The following is a 15,409-nucleotide window of genomic DNA, read 5'->3' as shown; positions in this document are numbered from 1 at the left end:
GCGGAGAGGGAGGACCCACATGCACAGCCCCGTGGAGGGCATCGTCGACCGGATCGCCGCGCTTGCGCCCTCGATGCCGGAGGCCCAGCGCGCCATCGCCGAGCTGGTGCTGGCAGATCCGGGCGCGGTGGCCCGTCTGACCATCCTCGACCTGGCGGAGCGGTGCGGCGTGTCCACCGGCAGCGTCACCAGGTTGTGCCGGGCGCTCGGCCTCAACGGCTACGCCCAGTTGCGGCTGGCTCTGGCCTCCGACAGCGGCAGGACCCGGGCCGAGCCGTGGAGTGCGAGCATCGGCGCCGACGTGGCCGAGGACGACGGCATCCAGCGCATCGCCGAGGTGGTCTCCGCCGCGATCACGCAGGCCGCCGTCGAGACCGTCTCCTGGCTCGACCTGGAGGCGGCCGACCGGGCCTCCACCATGCTCGCCGCCGCCCGCAGGGTGTGGGTGTTCGGCGCGGGCGGCAGCTCCACGGTGGCCTCGGAGCTGCAGCAGCGGCTCTACCACGTCGGCGTGTCCGCCTGGACCTCGACCGACACCCACATCGCGCTCAGCGGCGCCGCGCTGCTCGGCCCCGACGACGTGGTCGTGGCCATCTCCCACAGCGGCCGCACCAAAGAGGTGGTCGACCTGGTCACCGAGGCGATGACCCACGGCGCGGCCACCATCGCGATCTGCAACGACCCCGCCTCGCCGCTCGCCGCCCGCGCCGAGCTCACCCTGCTGACCAGGGTCCAGCAGACCGGGTTCCGCACCGAGTCGCTGGCCGCCCGGCACGGCCAGCTCGCCGTGGTCGACGTGCTGTTCATCGCGGTGGCCCAGCGGACCTTCGGGCAGGCGGGCGAGACCATGGCGGCGGCGCAGCAGGCCGTCCAGCCGTACAAGGATCAGGGGAGCTGATGGACCGGATCGTGGACGTCCGCGCCTACGTGGCCGACTACACCAATCTCCCGCCCGTAGCGGCGGATCCCGCCGATCACGAGGCGTTACGGCAGTGGAAGCGGCGCAAGGTCGCCAGCCCGATGAGCCAGCACGCCGACTTCCGCGACGACCGGATGGCGGCCATCGGGCCGAACTCCCAGCAGACCGTGGTGGTGCAGGTGGAGAGCGTCTCCGGGCACGTGGGCGTCGGCACCACCAACGGCGGGGTGGTCGTCGCCACCCTGGTCGCGCTGCACCTGGCCTACCTCGTGGAGGGCCAGAGCGCCTTCGACCACGAGCGGCTCTGGGACCGGATGTTCAACAGCACGCTGCACTACGGGCGCAAGGGCCTGGCCCTGCACGCCCTCTCCGCCGTCGACCTGGCGATCTGGGACCTGCACGGGCGCATCACGCAGACACCGGTGCACACCCTGCTCGGCGGCCCGGTGCACGAGTCGGTCGAGCTGTACGCCACCGGGCCGCGGCCGGACGTCGCGCGCGAGCTCGGCTTCTGGGGGGCGAAGATCCCGCTGACCTATGCGCCGGTCGAGGGTGAGGACGGCTTCCGCGCCAACGTCTCCATCGCCGAGCAGGCGCGCGACAGCGTCGGGCCCGGCTTCCCGCTCATGTACGACTGCTGGATGTCGCTCGACGTCGACTACGCCGCCCGCCTGGGCCATGCCGTCGCGCCGCTCGGCTTCCACTGGATCGAGGAACCGCTGCGGCCCGACGACTACGCCGCCCACCGGCGCCTGCGTGACCGCCTGCCGCCGGGGATGACGCTGGCCTCGGGTGAGCACGAGTACACCGCAGCCGGTTTCGACCTGCTCTGCGCATCGGGGGTGGACCTCGTCCAGCCCGACCCCAACTGGTGCGGAGGCCTCACCGAGCTGCGCCGGATCTCGGCGGTCGCCCGGATGAGCGGTACCCGGCTCATCCCGCACACCGGCGGCCACTACGCCTACCACTTCATCGCGACCCGGCCGGAACCGCCGCTGGCCGAGTTCGGCATCTTCGCCGGAGGCTGCGACCAGCCGGTCCCGCAGCATCCCATCTTCACCGGCGAATCGTTCCCGATCGACGGCAAGGTGCGGCTGGGCGACGCGCCCGGCTTCGGGCTGGAGCTCGACCCCGCCGTCCCGCTCCACCGCATCCGGTGACCGTGCGACTGGGCGTGATCGGCCTGGGCTGGTGGGCACGCTTCGCCCACCTGCCGGCCATCGCCGCCGCTCCCGATCTCGACCTGACCGCGGTGTGCGACACCGATCCGCTCCGAGCCGCCGCCCTGGCGGAAGCCGGGGCCCTGGGCGCCGCCCGCGCCTTCACCGAGCCGGTCGAGCTGCTCGCCTCTGGCCTGGTCGACGGCGTCGTCATAGCCACGCCGCACACCACGCACCACGCGCTGGCCCGCGCCGCACTGGCGGACGGGATCCATGTCCTGGTCGAGAAACCCATGGCGACCACCGCCGCGCAGGCATGGGACCTGGTCGCCACGGCCGAACGCGCCGGAGCACACCTGTCGGTCGGCTACACCGGTCAGTACACGGCCGCCGCCGCACGCGTGCGCGCCGCCGTACTGGAGGAGGTCGGCGAGCTGGTCTGCGTCAACGGCGACTTCTCCTCCGCCATGATGGACCTGTTCACCGGCACCCCGACCTACGGCGACCCCGCCCTGGCCGCGGGCGGGCAGGGCCAGGCCCAGCTCACCCACCTCGTCGGCGCCCTGACCCGCGCGACGGGCCGCAGGGCCGAACAGGTCTTCGCCTACATGGACAACCGCTCGCTGCCCGTCGACGTGGTGAACGCGCTCGCGCTCCGTCTCACCGGCGGCGCCGTGGGCGCGCTCACCGCGACCGGCACCGTGCCCGGCGGCCTGCCGACCAGGCAGCGCCTGCGCTTCTACGGCACCGCCGGCATGGTCGAGCACGACCTCCAGTACGGCACCGCCGCCGTCCACCGGCCGGACGGATCGCAGATCCGCCTGGCTCCCGACCCCAGCCAGACCGCCTGGGCCAGGCACGCTCCCGTCGAGGCGTTCGGTGCGCTGATCGCGGGGCGGGGCGGGAATCACGCGCCCGGCGCGGAGGCCGCCGCGGCGGTGGCCGTGATCGAGGCGGCCTACGAGTCGGCCAGGACCGGCAGCCCGGTCACGATCCGCCCTCACCCCGCCGACCACCGGGCTTGAACGGAACACACAGGTCAGCGTCGCGATGACGGTTTCCCGAACGCTCTGGGTTCCGGCTGTGCCGCCGTTCCCGTGTCACCTCGGGAACGGCGGTGTCGGTCAGCCGGAGATCTCGACGACGGTGTGCCGGCTCGCCTCGTCGGTGACGTGGGCGAGCAGGTAGTGGGCGAGGTCGGCGCGGGAGATCGACTTCGCCTTGGCGGTCGCCGGCCGCCGGCCCGTCGGTCAGCATCGGCGGGCGCACGATGGTCCAGTCGAGGTCGCGGGCGGCGGCCACCAGCCGTTCCATGCGCGCCATGTCGGCGTAGCCGTGCCGGTAGAGGCGCTGGATCACGAGCCGGGTGACGAGCCGCTGTCCCAGCGGCGTGCCCGGCGCGATCTCCAGGCCCGCCGACGACAGGCACAGGACGCGGCGCACCCCGCCGTCGCGCATCGCGGCGAGGATGTTGGCGGTGCCCTCGGAGTAGACGGTGGTGGTGTGGCGGCGGTCGGTGCTGCCCAGGCACGACAGCACGGCGTCCTGGCCGGCGACGGCGGCGCGCCAGGGTTGCGGCGTCAGCACGTCGCCGCCGATCACGGTCACCCGGTCGCGCGCCACGACCCGGGCGGGGTCGCGTGCCAGGACCGTGACGTCGTGCCCGGCGGCGACCGCCTGCTCGACTACCTGGCGTCCGGTGCCGCCGGTCGCGCCGAAGACCATCACCTTCACGCCGCACCGGCCATCGCATGGACGACGGCGGCAGCGACCTCGCACTGGCCAGCGATGGCAAGGTGAACGCCGTCGTCCAGGTAGCGGTCCTCGGCGGAGGTGTCGAATCGCGTGTCCACGGTGGGTTCGGGCCGGTCCAGCAGGTATTCGGCGATCGCGTCGATGTCCTTGTTGGCCCAGGCGATCCCGGCGCGCCGGAAGTGCGGGTATTCGGCGACGCGCGGCTCGTCCACCGCGCTGGGGGTGAGCCACGTCCAGCGCACCGGTCCCCGCTGCCGGGCGAGGTCGTGCAGCAGGGCCAGATTGCGTTGGGTCTCGGGCAGCCCGACCAGGGTCGGCGCGCCGGGCGCGGGATGCTCCGCGTCGTTGGCTCCGAGCATGCACAGCACCAGGTCGGGCCGCTGGAACGCCAGTGCGGGCACCTGCCTGAGCGCCTGGGTGCTGGTGGAGCCTGAGACGGCCAGGTTGGTGAACCGGACGGCTTCGGCGGGGCGGCGCAGCGTCACGGCGTGCCGCAGGATCTCGAACCACGACAGCCGGTCGGCGGTGGTGCTCTCGCCCAGGGCGACGACGTGGGGGGCGTCCTCCAGCGGCAGCCGGTCCACGGCGTCGGCGAAGTCCGGCCGCGCGAGCAGCGTCTCGGCGGCCTGCAGGACCTGCCGCTCGAAGCCGTCGAGCAGTGCGCGGTAGGCGGCGGCGTCGAGGCCGAACAGGGCGGCGACGCGGGCCTCGTCCGCGCCCGCCAGGTAGGGCAGGGCGGTGCCGGGCCGCTGGAACCGGACGAGCCGCTCGGTCATCGGGTCGATCGTCGGGCTGGTCATCAGGGGGTCTCCGTTCGGGCGGCGGGACGGGTGAGCGGGGCGGGCGGGGGCGTTCATCCGCTCACGCGCCCGCCGGTGAGGTCGAACGTCGCGCCGGTCACCCAGGAAGAGGCGGGCGAGGCGAGGTAGAGGACCGCCTGCGCGATGTCGTCGGGCTCGCCGATGCGGCCGAGCGGGAACGCCGCCGCGAGTCGCTGGAGCCGTTCGGCGGGCAGGGAACCGAGCTTGTCGTTGAGCACGGCGGAGGGCGCCAGGCAGTTGACGCGCACTCCGTCGCCGCCGACCTCGGCGGCCAGGTGCCGCGCGAACATGACGACGCCCGCCTTGGCGGCGGCGTAGGCGGCGTTCGCGCCGCCGGGGCGGCGGCCCGCCGTCGACGACATCAGGATGATCGAGCCGGCGCGGCGCCGGAGCATACCCGGCAGGAACTCGTGGACGGTGAGGAACACCGAGGTCAGATCGGATTCCAGCACGGCCCGCCAGCGGGCGGGGTCGAGTCCGGCGGTCGGCGCGGGCGCGCCCTGCCCACCGGCGAACGGGACGAGGATCTCCACCGGCCCCAGCTCGTCCTCGACGCTCGCGCGGATGCGGGCGAGCGCGTCCTGGTCGGTCACGTCGCCGGGCGCGGCGAGCGCCCGCCCGCCCTCGTCGGTGATCGACGCGACGACGCGGTCGACCGCCGCGGTGTCGCGGCCGGTGACCGCGACCTTGACGCCGTTGGCGGCCAGGGCGCGGCAGGACGCCGCGCCGATGCCGCGTGAACCGCCGGTGACCAGGGCGACCTTGCCGTCCAGCCCGGGATACCTCGGCCAGTCGGTTGCCATCACACATCACTTCTCTCGAGAGAAAGGTTCATCATTATGAATCATTCTGTCGGAGTACAGTATGCGTCATGCCCGAATCCCGCAACCGGCCGATGGGCGCCGCGTTCCTGCTCGCGCAACTCGGCGCGCACGCCGCGAACCGGTTCGCCGCGCGGATCGCCGAGCTCGGCCTGTCCCCCGCCGACGTCGGGCTGCTGCGGATGATCGCCGCCCAGCCGGGCCGCAGCCAGCAGTCGCTGGCCGCCGACCTCGGCGTGGTGCCGAGCCGCGTCACCGCCCTGATCGACCCGCTGGACCGGGCGGGCCTGGTTGAGCGCCGCCGGTCCACCGGCGACCGCCGCAACTACGAGCTGCACCTGACCCCTGACGCGACGCGCGTCATGGACGACATCAAGAGGACCGCGATCGCGCACGAGGCCGACATCACCTCGGCCCTAGACCCCGACCAGCAGAAACAGCTCATCGCGCTGCTGCAGTTGATCGCCGCCGACCAGGACCTCACCCCGGGAGTCCACCCCGGCTACCGCGGCTCCTGACCCCCGCCCTGCCGCCTGCGGCGGGACCCGCACAGGGCGCGGCGGAGGGGTCAGTCCGGCGTCGCGGCCGACCGCCCCCTGTGCGATCCGCCGATCGGCGCCGCCTCTCGAGCGTTGAGGCGGTGACGGCGATTAAGGGGGCGCGGCGGGTTCATGATTGGGTAGGCGCATGGTGCGTGAAGCGGGTAAATCGACAGCGGCGAAGGGAGGCCGCGGCGAGGCGATCACGACCCCTGCCGAGCTCCTCGCCGCGCCTGGCTACGTGGCCCGGCGCCTCTACCAGTCCTATGTCGCCTTGTGGACGCGCATGGTCGACCCGGTCCTGACCGGCCCGCAGTTCGCGGTGCTCACGGCCGTGGACAACTATCCCGGTGTCGACCAGGGCTCGCTCGCCTCGTCGGTGGCGCTCGACCGGTCCACGATGGCCGACATCGTCCGCCGACTGGAGGACAACGGGCTGATCGTCCGGCACACCGCGCTGCACGACGGCCGCCGCAAGCTGCTGCACCTGACCGAGGAGGGAGCGCGGCGCCTCGAGGAGGTCAACCGGCGCGCCCGAGCGCTGGACGAGCAGTTGCTGAACGGCTACTCGCAGAGCGAGCGCGAACGCGTACTGCGCGAGATGACGGTGCTGGCCGCCCGCTGGGAACGGCTCATGGGCGACGAATGACGTCGCCCCCGAGCGGCGGGTAAAGCGTTCACATCCTGGCTCACCTCTTGTTTTTCCGGATCGTCCGTGTTCGGATTAGTTTTGCCGGGCGCAGCCCCTGTGCTTCCGCCGCACTGGCGGGTTGGCTGTGATCTGCGTGCCCGCGAACAGCCGTAACGGCATTCGTGATGACATTCCGAGGGGTTGGAGGAGCATTGGCGCAGAGCCAGGTGAGCCAGTCGTACCGCGTCACGATCGTCGGAGGTGGTCTCGGCGGGCTGACCGCCGCGCTGGCGTTGCGGCAGCGCGGTCTGCGGGTCACGGTCCTTGAGCAGGCCGCGGAGCTGGGCGAGGTCGGGGCGGGCATCCAGACCGCGCCCAACGCCAGCCGCGTCCTGCTCGGGCTCGGGCTGCGCGCCGCCCTCGAGGAGATCCGCACCGAACCGCTGGACCAGGTGCGCCGCCGCTGGCAGGACGGCAGCGTGATCGGCCTGACTCCGCTCGGCGACTTCTGCAAGCGCGAGTACAACGCCCCCTACTGGCACTATCACCGCGCCGACCTGCACAAGGTGCTGCTGGACGCCTGCCTGGCCGAGGATCGCCCAGGCCCCGTGGTGGAGGTGCGGACGGGACGCAAGGTCGTCGAGATCGACCGTTCGGACCGCACCAGGCCCGCCGCCGTCACCGCCGCGGGTGAGCGGTTCGAGGCCGACGTCCTGGTCGGCGCGGACGGTATCCGGTCGGGCGTACGCGACGCGCTCGGCCTGCCCGACACCCTGCTCTTCTCCGGCGAGATGGCCTACCGCGCGCTCATCCCAGGAGACAAGATCGCCGCGGACCCCGCGACCCGCTGGCTGGTGGATCGCTTCCAGAGCACGATCTGGTACGGCCCTGACCGGCACCTGGTCCACTACATGATCCGCGGCGGGGAGTGGCTCAACGTCGTCGCGATCGTGCCGTGCTCGCCCGAGGTCGAGGAGCGCTGGACCGTGCCCGCCACCGTGGACGAGCTGGCCGACGCCTTCCCCGGCTGGGACGACCGGGTCGCCCTGATGCTCTCCAAGGCCGAGGGCGACATCTCCGCGTGGGCCATGTACCACCGCCGCCGTGATCCGGTGTGGGTGGACGGCCACGTGGCCCTGCTCGGCGACGCCTGCCACGCCATGCTGCCCTATCAGGCGCAGGGCGCCTCGCAGGCGATGGAGGACGCGGCCGTGCTCGCCGAGGAGCTCGGCGCCGTCCCGGCCGAGGGCGTCGGGGCCGCACTCATGCGGTACGTGGCGCGCCGCGCCAAGCACGCGGGGATGGTCCAGGACGCCGCCTGGCGCAACATGTCCTTCTACCACCTGCCCGACGGCCCTGAGCAACGGGCCCGCGACGAGAAGCTCAAGCGGTTCGACGGCGAGTCCGACGTCTCCTACGAGTGGCTGTGGAGCGGCACCCCGCTGAACGACCCCGACGAAGAGACCTTCTCCTACCAGTTCCACAACTGACAGTCCCCCGGCCCTACGGGTACGGGCACCCCCGGGAACGCCCCTATCGCGTTCCCGTCTCCTCAACACTCACATCAGGGTGGGAGCACCATGCAAACAGGAGACCAGATCGTCCAGAATCTGCCGTGGAAGTGGAGCGTCCAAGGCAAGATCTTCATCATCGGTGGCCTCGGCTACATGTTCGACGCCTGGGACGTCGCGCTCAACGGCTTCCTCACGCCGCTGCTGGGCAAGGAGTTCGGCCTGTCGGTCGGTGAGAAGGGCCTGGTGGCCGCCGCCAACCTCATCGGCATGGCGGTAGGCGCCGTCCTGTGGGGCACGATCGCCGACCGCCTGGGCCGCAAGCGCGCCTTCAGCCTGACCCTGCTCATCTTCGCGCTCTTCTCCGTCCTCGGCGCCTTGGCCCCGAACTACGGCGTCTTCCTGGTGTTGCGGTTCCTGGCAGGGGTCGGCCTGGGCGGCTGCATCCCCGTCGACTACGCGCTGGTGGGCGAGTTCTCGCCGAGCCGGCTGCGCGGCAAGATCCTGGCGGCCATGGACGTCTGGTGGCCGATCGGCGCGACGCTGTGCGGGGTGGTCGCCATCGTGCTGGAGCCGGTGCAGGGCAACTGGCGCTGGATGCTCACGGTGATGGTCCTTCCCGCGCTGCTGCTGTTCTGGGTGCGCCGCGGCGTTCCCGAATCGCCCCTCTACCTGGCCAAGACCGGTCGTGAGCGGGAGGCTCGTGAGATCATCGACGATCTGGTCGCCAGGGCGGGCGCCGCTGCCGAGCCGTACGTCATCGAGGCTCCCGCCGAGGAGGGCGCGGGCTCACGCGGAGTGCGCGCGGTGCTCGACCAGCTCCGCCAGGTCTGGAGCTTCAGCCCGCGGGTGACCTCCGTCGCCTGGCTGCTGTTCATCACCGTGATGACGGTGTACTACGTGGCGCTGAGCTGGATGCCCACGATCCTCAAGGAGGGGGGCTACACCGACTACGCGGCCTTCGCCAAGACCACCCTGATGACGGCGGTGGGCATCGTCGGCGTCCTGGTCTCCGCGTGGCTGGTCGAGACCGTCGGCCGCAAGTGGGTGATCGGGGTGTCGGCGCCGGTGTCCGCGGCCGCCCTGGTGGGCTTCGCGCTGTTCCTGGACCTCAAGACCGCCGCCCTGGTGTGGCTCGGCCTGTTCGGCTTCTTCATCCAGGTCGCCATCCCGGTGCTGTACGCCTACGTCGCCGAGCTGTACCCCACGCCGATCCGGGCCAGCGGGTTCGGCTGGGCCTCGTCGGCCAGCAGGGTGACCTCCGGCTTCATCCCTCTGATCTTCGGCGGACTGCTCTGGCCCACGCTGGGTCTGACCCTGACGTTCACCGTGCTGGGCGCCGTGATGCTGGCGGTCGTGCTGTGGATGGCCTTCGCAGCGCCGGAGACCAAGGGCAGGGAGCTGGACCACATCACCGGTCCCTCCGACGACGCGGCGCATGTGAGGACGTGATGAAGCCCGCGCCGTTCACCTACCACCGCGCCAGGGACGTCGAAGGAGCGGTCGCCCTGCTCGCCGAGCTGGGCGAGGACGCCAAGTACATCGCCGGCGGCCAGAGCCTGGTCGCGATGATGAACTTCCGCCTGGCCCGCCCCGCACACCTGGTCGATCTCACCGGCCTGCGCGGCGAGCTCTCCTCCATCAGGAACGAGAGCGGCGGCCTGCGCATCGGGGCGCTGACCACCCACCACCAGGTGGAGAACGCGCCGCTCGGCCAGGACTTCGCCGTGCTCCGCGACACGATGAAATGGATCGGGCACCTGCCGATCCGGACGCGCGGCACGGTCGGCGGTAGTCTGGCCCACAGCGACGCCACCGCCGAGTGGTGCCTGCTCGCGGTCCTGCTGGGCGCCGAGGTCGTCGTCCAGGGGTCTGGAGGGCTGCGGCGCGTTCCCGCCGAGGACCTGTTCCTCGGCTTCTTCACCACGGCGCTGGAACCGGAAGAAATGATCATCGAGGTGGTCTTCCCGCGCGCCGCGTCGCACGCGGCGCTGACCGAGTACGCAGAGCGGCGGGGCGACTTCGCCATCGTGGCCGCCGCCGTCGACCTGGACGCGAAACGCGTCGTGCTCGGCGGGGTCGCCCCCGTGCCGCTTCGGGTCCCCGAGGCGGAGGCGGTGCTCGCGAACGGCGGCACGTTCGCCGAATGCGCCGAGGCGGCCGCGACGGCCATCGACCCGCCCGCCGACGGCAACGGCAGCGCCGACTACCGCAGGGCCCTCACCAGGACCCTGCTCGTCCGAGCCTGTGCGGAGGCGATGCAATGAGCTGGGTCGGGAGGTCGGCCGCCCGGCGGGAGGACCCGCGGCTGCTGACGGGGAACGGGCGGTTCGTCGACGACATCCACCTTCCTCGCATGCTGCACGCGCAGTTCGTCCGCAGCACCATCGCCAACGGGACCGTGACAGGCGTCGACCTGTCCGGGACGCTCGCCGTGCCGGGGGTCGTCGCCGCGTTCACCGCCGACGACCTGACCATCGGGGACATCACGGCCGTCCTCGACCGGCCGCTCTCGGAGTTCGTGCCCACCGCGATGCCCGTGCTGGCCAGGAAGCGGGTCCGCTACGTCGGCGAGCCTATCGCCATCGTGCTGGCCGAGGACCCGTACTCCGTGGAGGACGGCCTGGAGGCCGCCAAGGTGACCTACGAGGCGGGCACGCCTGTGCTCTCCGACGAGCAGGCGCTCGCTCCCGGCGCCCCGCTCGTGCACGACGCGGCGGCGGCCAACACCCTGGTGGACGTGTCGATGTTCGCGACCGCCGGCATCGACGACATCTTCTCCGCGGCGCATCGCGTGGTGCGGGTGCGGTCCAAGACGGGCCGGCAGAACGCGCTTCCGCTGGAGACCAGAGGCGCCGTCGCGGCATGGGACGCGCGCGAGGAACAGCTTCTCGTGCACACCTGCACCCAGGTCCCGCACCAGGTCCGCACGGTGATGGCCCAGTGTCTCGGCCTCGGCGAGCGAGCCGTACGGGTGGTGGTGCCCGACATGGGCGGCGGTTTCGGGCAGAAGTGCGTCGTCGGGCGCGAGGAGATCGCGGCCGGGGCCGCGGCCCTGCGGCTGCGCCGCCCGGTCAAGTGGATCGAGGACCGCAGAGACGCGCTCACCGCCTCGTTCCTGGCCCGCGAGCAGCGCTACGACGTGCGCGCCGCCTTCGATTCGGGCGGCCGGATCCTGGCCCTCGACGCCGACGTGGTGTGCGACATGGGCGCCTACTCCTGCTATCCGTTCACCGCAGGCATCGAGCCGCTGATGGCGTCGGCGGAGATGCCTGGCGTCTACCGGGTGCCCGCCTACCGGGTGCGCGGCCGGGCCGTCACGACCAACAAGGCGCCGTCCGCGCCGTACCGGGGCGTGAGCAGGCCGCAGTTCGTCATGGTCATGGAACGGGTCTTCGAGCGGGCGGCCCGCGAGCTGGACCTGGACCCTGTCGAGATCCGGCGGCGGAACCTGATCACCGAGTTCCCCTACACCGGGATCAACGACGTCACCTACGACCCTGGCTCCTACCTGGAGTCGCTGAACCTCTGTGAGCGGACGCTCAGGGAGGAGGGCTGGTACGAACGCAAGGAACGGGCGGCCGCCGAAGGACGCTTCCTCGGAATCGGCTACTCGTGCTTCAGTGAGCGCACCGGCTACGGCTCCGGCGCGTTCGCCAAGCGCAAGATGGCCGTGGTGCCCGGCTTCGACCTCGCCGAGATCAGGATGGACCTCACGGGGAACGTCACCGTGACGACGGGGACCATGAGCCACGGGCAGAGCCACGAGACCACGCTGGCCCAGATCGCCGCCGACCGACTCGGTCTGGACCTCGCCCAGGTCAAGATCCACCAGGGCGACACCGACCGGATCACCTACGGGTTCGGGACGTTCGCCAGCCGGTCGGCCACCATCGGCGGCAGCGCGGTCGCGCGGGCGGCCACCAGGCTGGCGGACCGGCTCCTGCACCTGGGCGCGCACCTGCTGGAGACGACACGCGACAACGTGGAGCTGTACGGCGGGCACGTGCGCAGGCTCGACGACCAGGGGAAGGCCGTGGCGTACCCGAAGCTGGCCGAGGTCGCCTACCTGAAGGCCAACCTGCTGCCCAAGGACGCCGAACCAGGCCTGACCGCGAGCGCGTCGTTCGACGTGCACGGCGACGGGACGTTCTCCAACGCCGCGCACGGCGTGGTCGTCGAACTGCATCCAGGCACCGGACGGGTGGAGTTCCTGCGGTACGTCTGCGTGGAGGACTGCGGGGTCGCCATCAACCCGCAGGTCGTCGAGGGACAGTGCCGCGGCGGCATCGCGCAGGGCATCGCGGGGGCGCTGTTCGAGGAGGTGACCTACGACGCGCAGGGCGAGCCGTCGTGCGCGAGCTTCATCGACTACAAGGTGCCCACCGCGAACGAGATCCCCGACATCGAGATCCACCATCTGGAGACCCCGTGCGCGTTCACCGAGAGCGGAGCGAAGGGCGCGGGAGAGGGCGGCACGATCGGCGCCCCCGCGGCGGTGCTCAACGCCGTGAACGACGCGCTCCGGCCCACCGGGGTGGAGCTCGACGACACACCCATCCGGCCCGAGACGGTACAGCGGGCGATCGGAGCGAAGGCATGACGGAGAAACTGCTGATCAGTCTGACCGTGAACGGCGAACGGCACGACGATCTGGTCGTGGAGTCCCGGCACACGCTGGTGGACGTGCTGCGGCACCACCTCGGCCTCACCGGCACGCATGTCGGTTGCGAGCACGGCATCTGCGGCGCCTGCACCGTCCTGCTCGACGGCGCCCCCGTGCGCTCGTGCCTGATCTTCGCTGCCCAGGCCGAGGGCCAGGAGATCCGCACGGTCGAGACGCTGGCAGAGGACGGTGAGATGAACGACCTCCAGCGGGCCTTCTCCGCCTGCCATGGCCTGCAGTGCGGGTTCTGCACACCCGGCTTCCTGATGCTCGCCGAGGGCTTCCTCGCCGAGCACCCCGAGGCCACGAGAGAGGAGATACGCGAGGTCGTGTCCGCCAACCTGTGCCGGTGCACCGGCTACCAGAGCATCGTCGACGCGATCGAGGACTGCGCCAGAGGGCGGCGCGAAGTGAGGGAAACCCGATGATCCTGGACAACGAGATCACCGTGAACGCCTCGCCGGACGAGGTCTTCGCCCTGATCAACGACGTGGAACGGGTCGTGACGTGCCTGCCGGGCGCCGCGCTCGACGGCCGCGACGGCGACGCCTACCACGGCGGCGTCAAGGTCAAGGTCGGTCCCATCACCGCCGCGTACGCGGGGACCGTGCGCTTCCTGGAGGTCGATCCCGGCAGGCGGCGTCTGCGGCTGCAGGGCAGGGGCGCCGACACGCACGGCAGCGGCGACGCCGAGGCCGAGGTGGTCCTCACGGTGGCGGAGGCGCCCAGCGGTGCGGTGCTGCGGGTGCAGACCGACCTGCTGATCCGGGGGAAGATCGTCCAGTTCGGCAAGGGCGCGATCGTCACCGTCTCCGACAAGCTGCTGCGGCAGTTCGCGGGCAACCTCGCGCGCCTGATCGAGGCCGACCGTTCCGGCGGCCCGAAGCCTGCCGCCGCCGCGGCCGTCCTGGCGCCGGAGCCGGCGGGCGAACTCGACGCCCTGTCGATGGTGCTGCCGCCGGGCGCCGCCAAGTACCTGCCGATCGCCGCCGCCTTCGCGCTCGGCCTGTTCCAGGGCTGGCTGCTCGGCAAGGTGAGCGCCCAGGCCAAGATCATCAAGGAGTTGCGCCGTGGCTAGCGGGATGTACGGCAAGCCGACCGACGACACCTACGCGCACGCCGGGTTCGGCGCGTCGGCGCGCAGGGGCGAGCGTCCCGCGATCGTCGTCGTGGACCTCACCAACGGCTTCACGGATCCCGCCTACCCGTCGGGCTCCGACCTGTCGGACGTGGTCGCCGCCACCGCGACGCTCATCGAGCACGGCCGCGCGGCGGGGGTGCCCGTCGTCTTCACCACCATCGCCTACACGCGGGCCGAGGCCGACGGCGAGATGGTGACCTGGCTGCACAAGGCCCCAGGGATGCGCGCGATGCGCGAGGGCAGCCACGCGGTGGCGATCGACGGGCGGCTCCCGCGCCGCTCCGGCGACACCCTGGTGGTGAAGAAGGGCGCCTCGGCGTTCTTCGGCACCGGCCTCGCCTCGATCCTGACCGGTCTCGGCCGCGACACCGTCCTGGTCTGCGGCGCCACCACCAGCGGCTGCGTACGGGCCACCGCGGTGGACGCCGTCCAGTCAGGGTTCTCGGTGCTGGTGCCGCGCGAATGCGTCGGCGACCGCGCGGCAGGCCCGCACGAGGCCAGCCTCTTCGACATCCAGGCCAAGTACGGCGACGTCATCGACCTCGTGGAGGCCGCCGGCTATCTCACGGAAGGAGTTCCGTCCGATGTCTGAACGCGTCCTGACCCAGCCGGCCCTCGCCGATCTCGCCGCGGTGCCCGCACGCAGCCGCTGGGTCGGCTCGGGCCCGATCCGGTTGCACGCCCTCGACTACGGCGGCGACGGCGTGCCGGTGCTCGTCCTGCCGGGGATCACCAGTCCGGCGATCGCCATGGACTTCGTCGCGCGCGAGCTGACCGGCCTGGTCCGCCCCGTCGTCCTGGACGTGCGGGGCCGCGGATTCTCCGACGACGGCCCTTCGTACACGCTGGAGGACTACGCCGCCGACACCGAGGCGGTGATCACGGGCCTCGGGCTCGACGGCGCCGTGCTGCTGGGCCACTCGATGGGGGCGCGGATCGCGGGCCTGACCGCCGCCAAGGGCAACCTCGCGCTGCGCGGGACGGTGCTCGTGGACCCGCCGATGAGCGGCCCGAGGCGCGAGCCGTATCCGACCACGCTCGCCGCGTTCCAGAGCCAGCTCCAGCAGGCGCGGCGCGGGACGGACGCCGACGAGGTCGCCAGGTCCTGGCCTCGGTGGCCGCGGCGCGAGCAGGAGTTGAGGGCGCGGTGGCTGGCCAGTTGCGGCGACGAGGCCGTGGCCGAGACGCACCGGGGCTTCGAGAGCGAGGACTTCTTCGACTTCTGGCCGTCGGTGCCCGATCCGGCCTTCCTGGTGTACGGCGCGCAGAGCCCGGTGGTGACCGCTCTGGGCGCGCAGGAGGCGGCCAGGAGCAACACCGCCGCGCGCCTGGTCGAGGTGCCCGACGCGGGACACATGGTCTTCTGGGACAACCCGCGGGATGGGCTGGCGGCCGTTCGCGCCATCCTGCGCGAGCTGGTGGCCTGAGGCGCCCCCTGGCTATAG

The 15,409-nt window shown here is 72.0% G+C and carries 16 protein-coding genes; 13 read left to right on the top strand and 3 right to left on the bottom strand.

Annotated features, from left to right (window positions below):
- The first annotated feature begins 19 nt into the window (after positions 1-19).
- The 3 genes from AB0B45_RS35930 to AB0B45_RS35920 are packed head-to-tail and all read left to right on the top strand — an operon-like array spanning position 20 to position 3,104.
- Entirely contained in the window at positions 20-898 is an 879-nt protein-coding gene (locus tag AB0B45_RS35930) for a MurR/RpiR family transcriptional regulator (RefSeq protein ID WP_358139944.1), read from the top strand.
- On the top strand, positions 898-2,079 hold the full coding sequence (rhmD, locus tag AB0B45_RS35925; RefSeq protein ID WP_358139941.1) for an L-rhamnonate dehydratase: 1,182 nt from the start codon (positions 898-900) through the stop codon (positions 2,077-2,079). Before AB0B45_RS35930 ends, rhmD begins: the two co-directional genes overlap by 1 nt.
- A complete protein-coding gene (locus AB0B45_RS35920) occupies positions 2,076-3,104 on the top strand; it encodes a Gfo/Idh/MocA family oxidoreductase (RefSeq protein ID WP_358139938.1) in 1,029 nt (342 codons plus the stop codon). The genes rhmD and AB0B45_RS35920 overlap by 4 nt, the downstream gene beginning before the upstream one ends.
- Here AB0B45_RS35920 and AB0B45_RS35915 read toward each other — a convergent pair.
- From AB0B45_RS35915 to AB0B45_RS35905, 3 genes are read right to left on the bottom strand one after another with little or no spacing between them, the layout of a single operon-like run.
- Positions 3,067-3,804 carry an NAD(P)H-binding protein gene (locus AB0B45_RS35915; protein ID WP_358140194.1) on the bottom strand — a complete coding sequence of 246 codons (738 nt, stop codon included), beginning with the start codon at positions 3,802-3,804 and terminating at the stop codon, positions 3,067-3,069. The two genes, AB0B45_RS35920 and AB0B45_RS35915, sit on opposite strands and share 38 nt — an antisense overlap.
- A gap of 5 nt (positions 3,805-3,809) precedes the next feature.
- Complete coding sequence (locus tag AB0B45_RS35910; protein WP_358139935.1) at positions 3,810-4,634, bottom strand: SGNH/GDSL hydrolase family protein; 825 nt, start codon at positions 4,632-4,634, stop codon at positions 3,810-3,812.
- 53 nt (positions 4,635-4,687) lie between these two features.
- Positions 4,688-5,458 (bottom strand): SDR family NAD(P)-dependent oxidoreductase, encoded by a 771-nt coding sequence (locus AB0B45_RS35905; RefSeq protein WP_358139933.1) that lies wholly within the window; start codon positions 5,456-5,458, stop codon positions 4,688-4,690.
- 68 nt (positions 5,459-5,526) lie between these two features.
- Here AB0B45_RS35905 and AB0B45_RS35900 point away from each other — a divergent pair, with 68 nt between their 5' ends.
- The 10 genes from AB0B45_RS35900 (at position 5,527) to AB0B45_RS35855 (ending at position 15,391) form a co-directional block, all read left to right on the top strand.
- Complete coding sequence (locus tag AB0B45_RS35900) at positions 5,527-5,994, top strand: MarR family winged helix-turn-helix transcriptional regulator (protein ID WP_358139930.1); 468 nt, start codon at positions 5,527-5,529, stop codon at positions 5,992-5,994.
- A 169-nt stretch (positions 5,995-6,163) separates the two neighbouring features.
- Positions 6,164-6,664: a MarR family transcriptional regulator gene (locus AB0B45_RS35895; protein WP_358139927.1), complete on the top strand. Its 501-nt coding sequence runs from the start codon at positions 6,164-6,166 to the stop codon at positions 6,662-6,664.
- 194 nt (positions 6,665-6,858) lie between these two features.
- Entirely contained in the window at positions 6,859-8,136 is a 1,278-nt protein-coding gene (locus AB0B45_RS35890; RefSeq protein ID WP_358139924.1) for an FAD-dependent monooxygenase, read from the top strand.
- A gap of 90 nt (positions 8,137-8,226) precedes the next feature.
- On the top strand, positions 8,227-9,609 hold the full coding sequence (locus AB0B45_RS35885) for an MFS transporter (RefSeq protein ID WP_358139921.1): 1,383 nt from the start codon (positions 8,227-8,229) through the stop codon (positions 9,607-9,609).
- Positions 9,609-10,424 (top strand): FAD binding domain-containing protein, encoded by an 816-nt coding sequence (locus AB0B45_RS35880; protein ID WP_358140192.1) that lies wholly within the window; start codon positions 9,609-9,611, stop codon positions 10,422-10,424. Before AB0B45_RS35885 ends, AB0B45_RS35880 begins: the two co-directional genes overlap by 1 nt.
- Complete coding sequence (locus AB0B45_RS35875; RefSeq protein ID WP_358139919.1) at positions 10,421-12,760, top strand: xanthine dehydrogenase family protein molybdopterin-binding subunit; 2,340 nt, start codon at positions 10,421-10,423, stop codon at positions 12,758-12,760. Before AB0B45_RS35880 ends, AB0B45_RS35875 begins: the two co-directional genes overlap by 4 nt.
- Entirely contained in the window at positions 12,757-13,251 is a 495-nt protein-coding gene (locus tag AB0B45_RS35870; RefSeq protein WP_358139916.1) for a (2Fe-2S)-binding protein, read from the top strand. Before AB0B45_RS35875 ends, AB0B45_RS35870 begins: the two co-directional genes overlap by 4 nt.
- On the top strand, positions 13,248-13,901 hold the full coding sequence (locus AB0B45_RS35865; RefSeq protein WP_358139913.1) for an SRPBCC family protein: 654 nt from the start codon (positions 13,248-13,250) through the stop codon (positions 13,899-13,901). Before AB0B45_RS35870 ends, AB0B45_RS35865 begins: the two co-directional genes overlap by 4 nt.
- Complete coding sequence (locus AB0B45_RS35860) at positions 13,894-14,556, top strand: isochorismatase family protein (RefSeq protein ID WP_358139910.1); 663 nt, start codon at positions 13,894-13,896, stop codon at positions 14,554-14,556. Before AB0B45_RS35865 ends, AB0B45_RS35860 begins: the two co-directional genes overlap by 8 nt.
- The gene (locus AB0B45_RS35855; protein ID WP_358139907.1) at positions 14,549-15,391 is read left to right on the top strand and encodes an alpha/beta hydrolase; all 843 of its coding nucleotides are present in this window, start codon (positions 14,549-14,551) and stop codon (positions 15,389-15,391) included. The genes AB0B45_RS35860 and AB0B45_RS35855 overlap by 8 nt, the downstream gene beginning before the upstream one ends.
- The last annotated feature ends 18 nt before the right edge of the window (positions 15,392-15,409 follow it).

Origin of the sequence: Nonomuraea sp. NPDC049152 (assembly GCF_040648355.1) — a bacterium.
GTDB lineage: Bacteria > Actinomycetota > Actinomycetes > Streptosporangiales > Streptosporangiaceae > Nonomuraea.
This window is presented reverse-complemented; position numbering and strand designations above follow the sequence as displayed.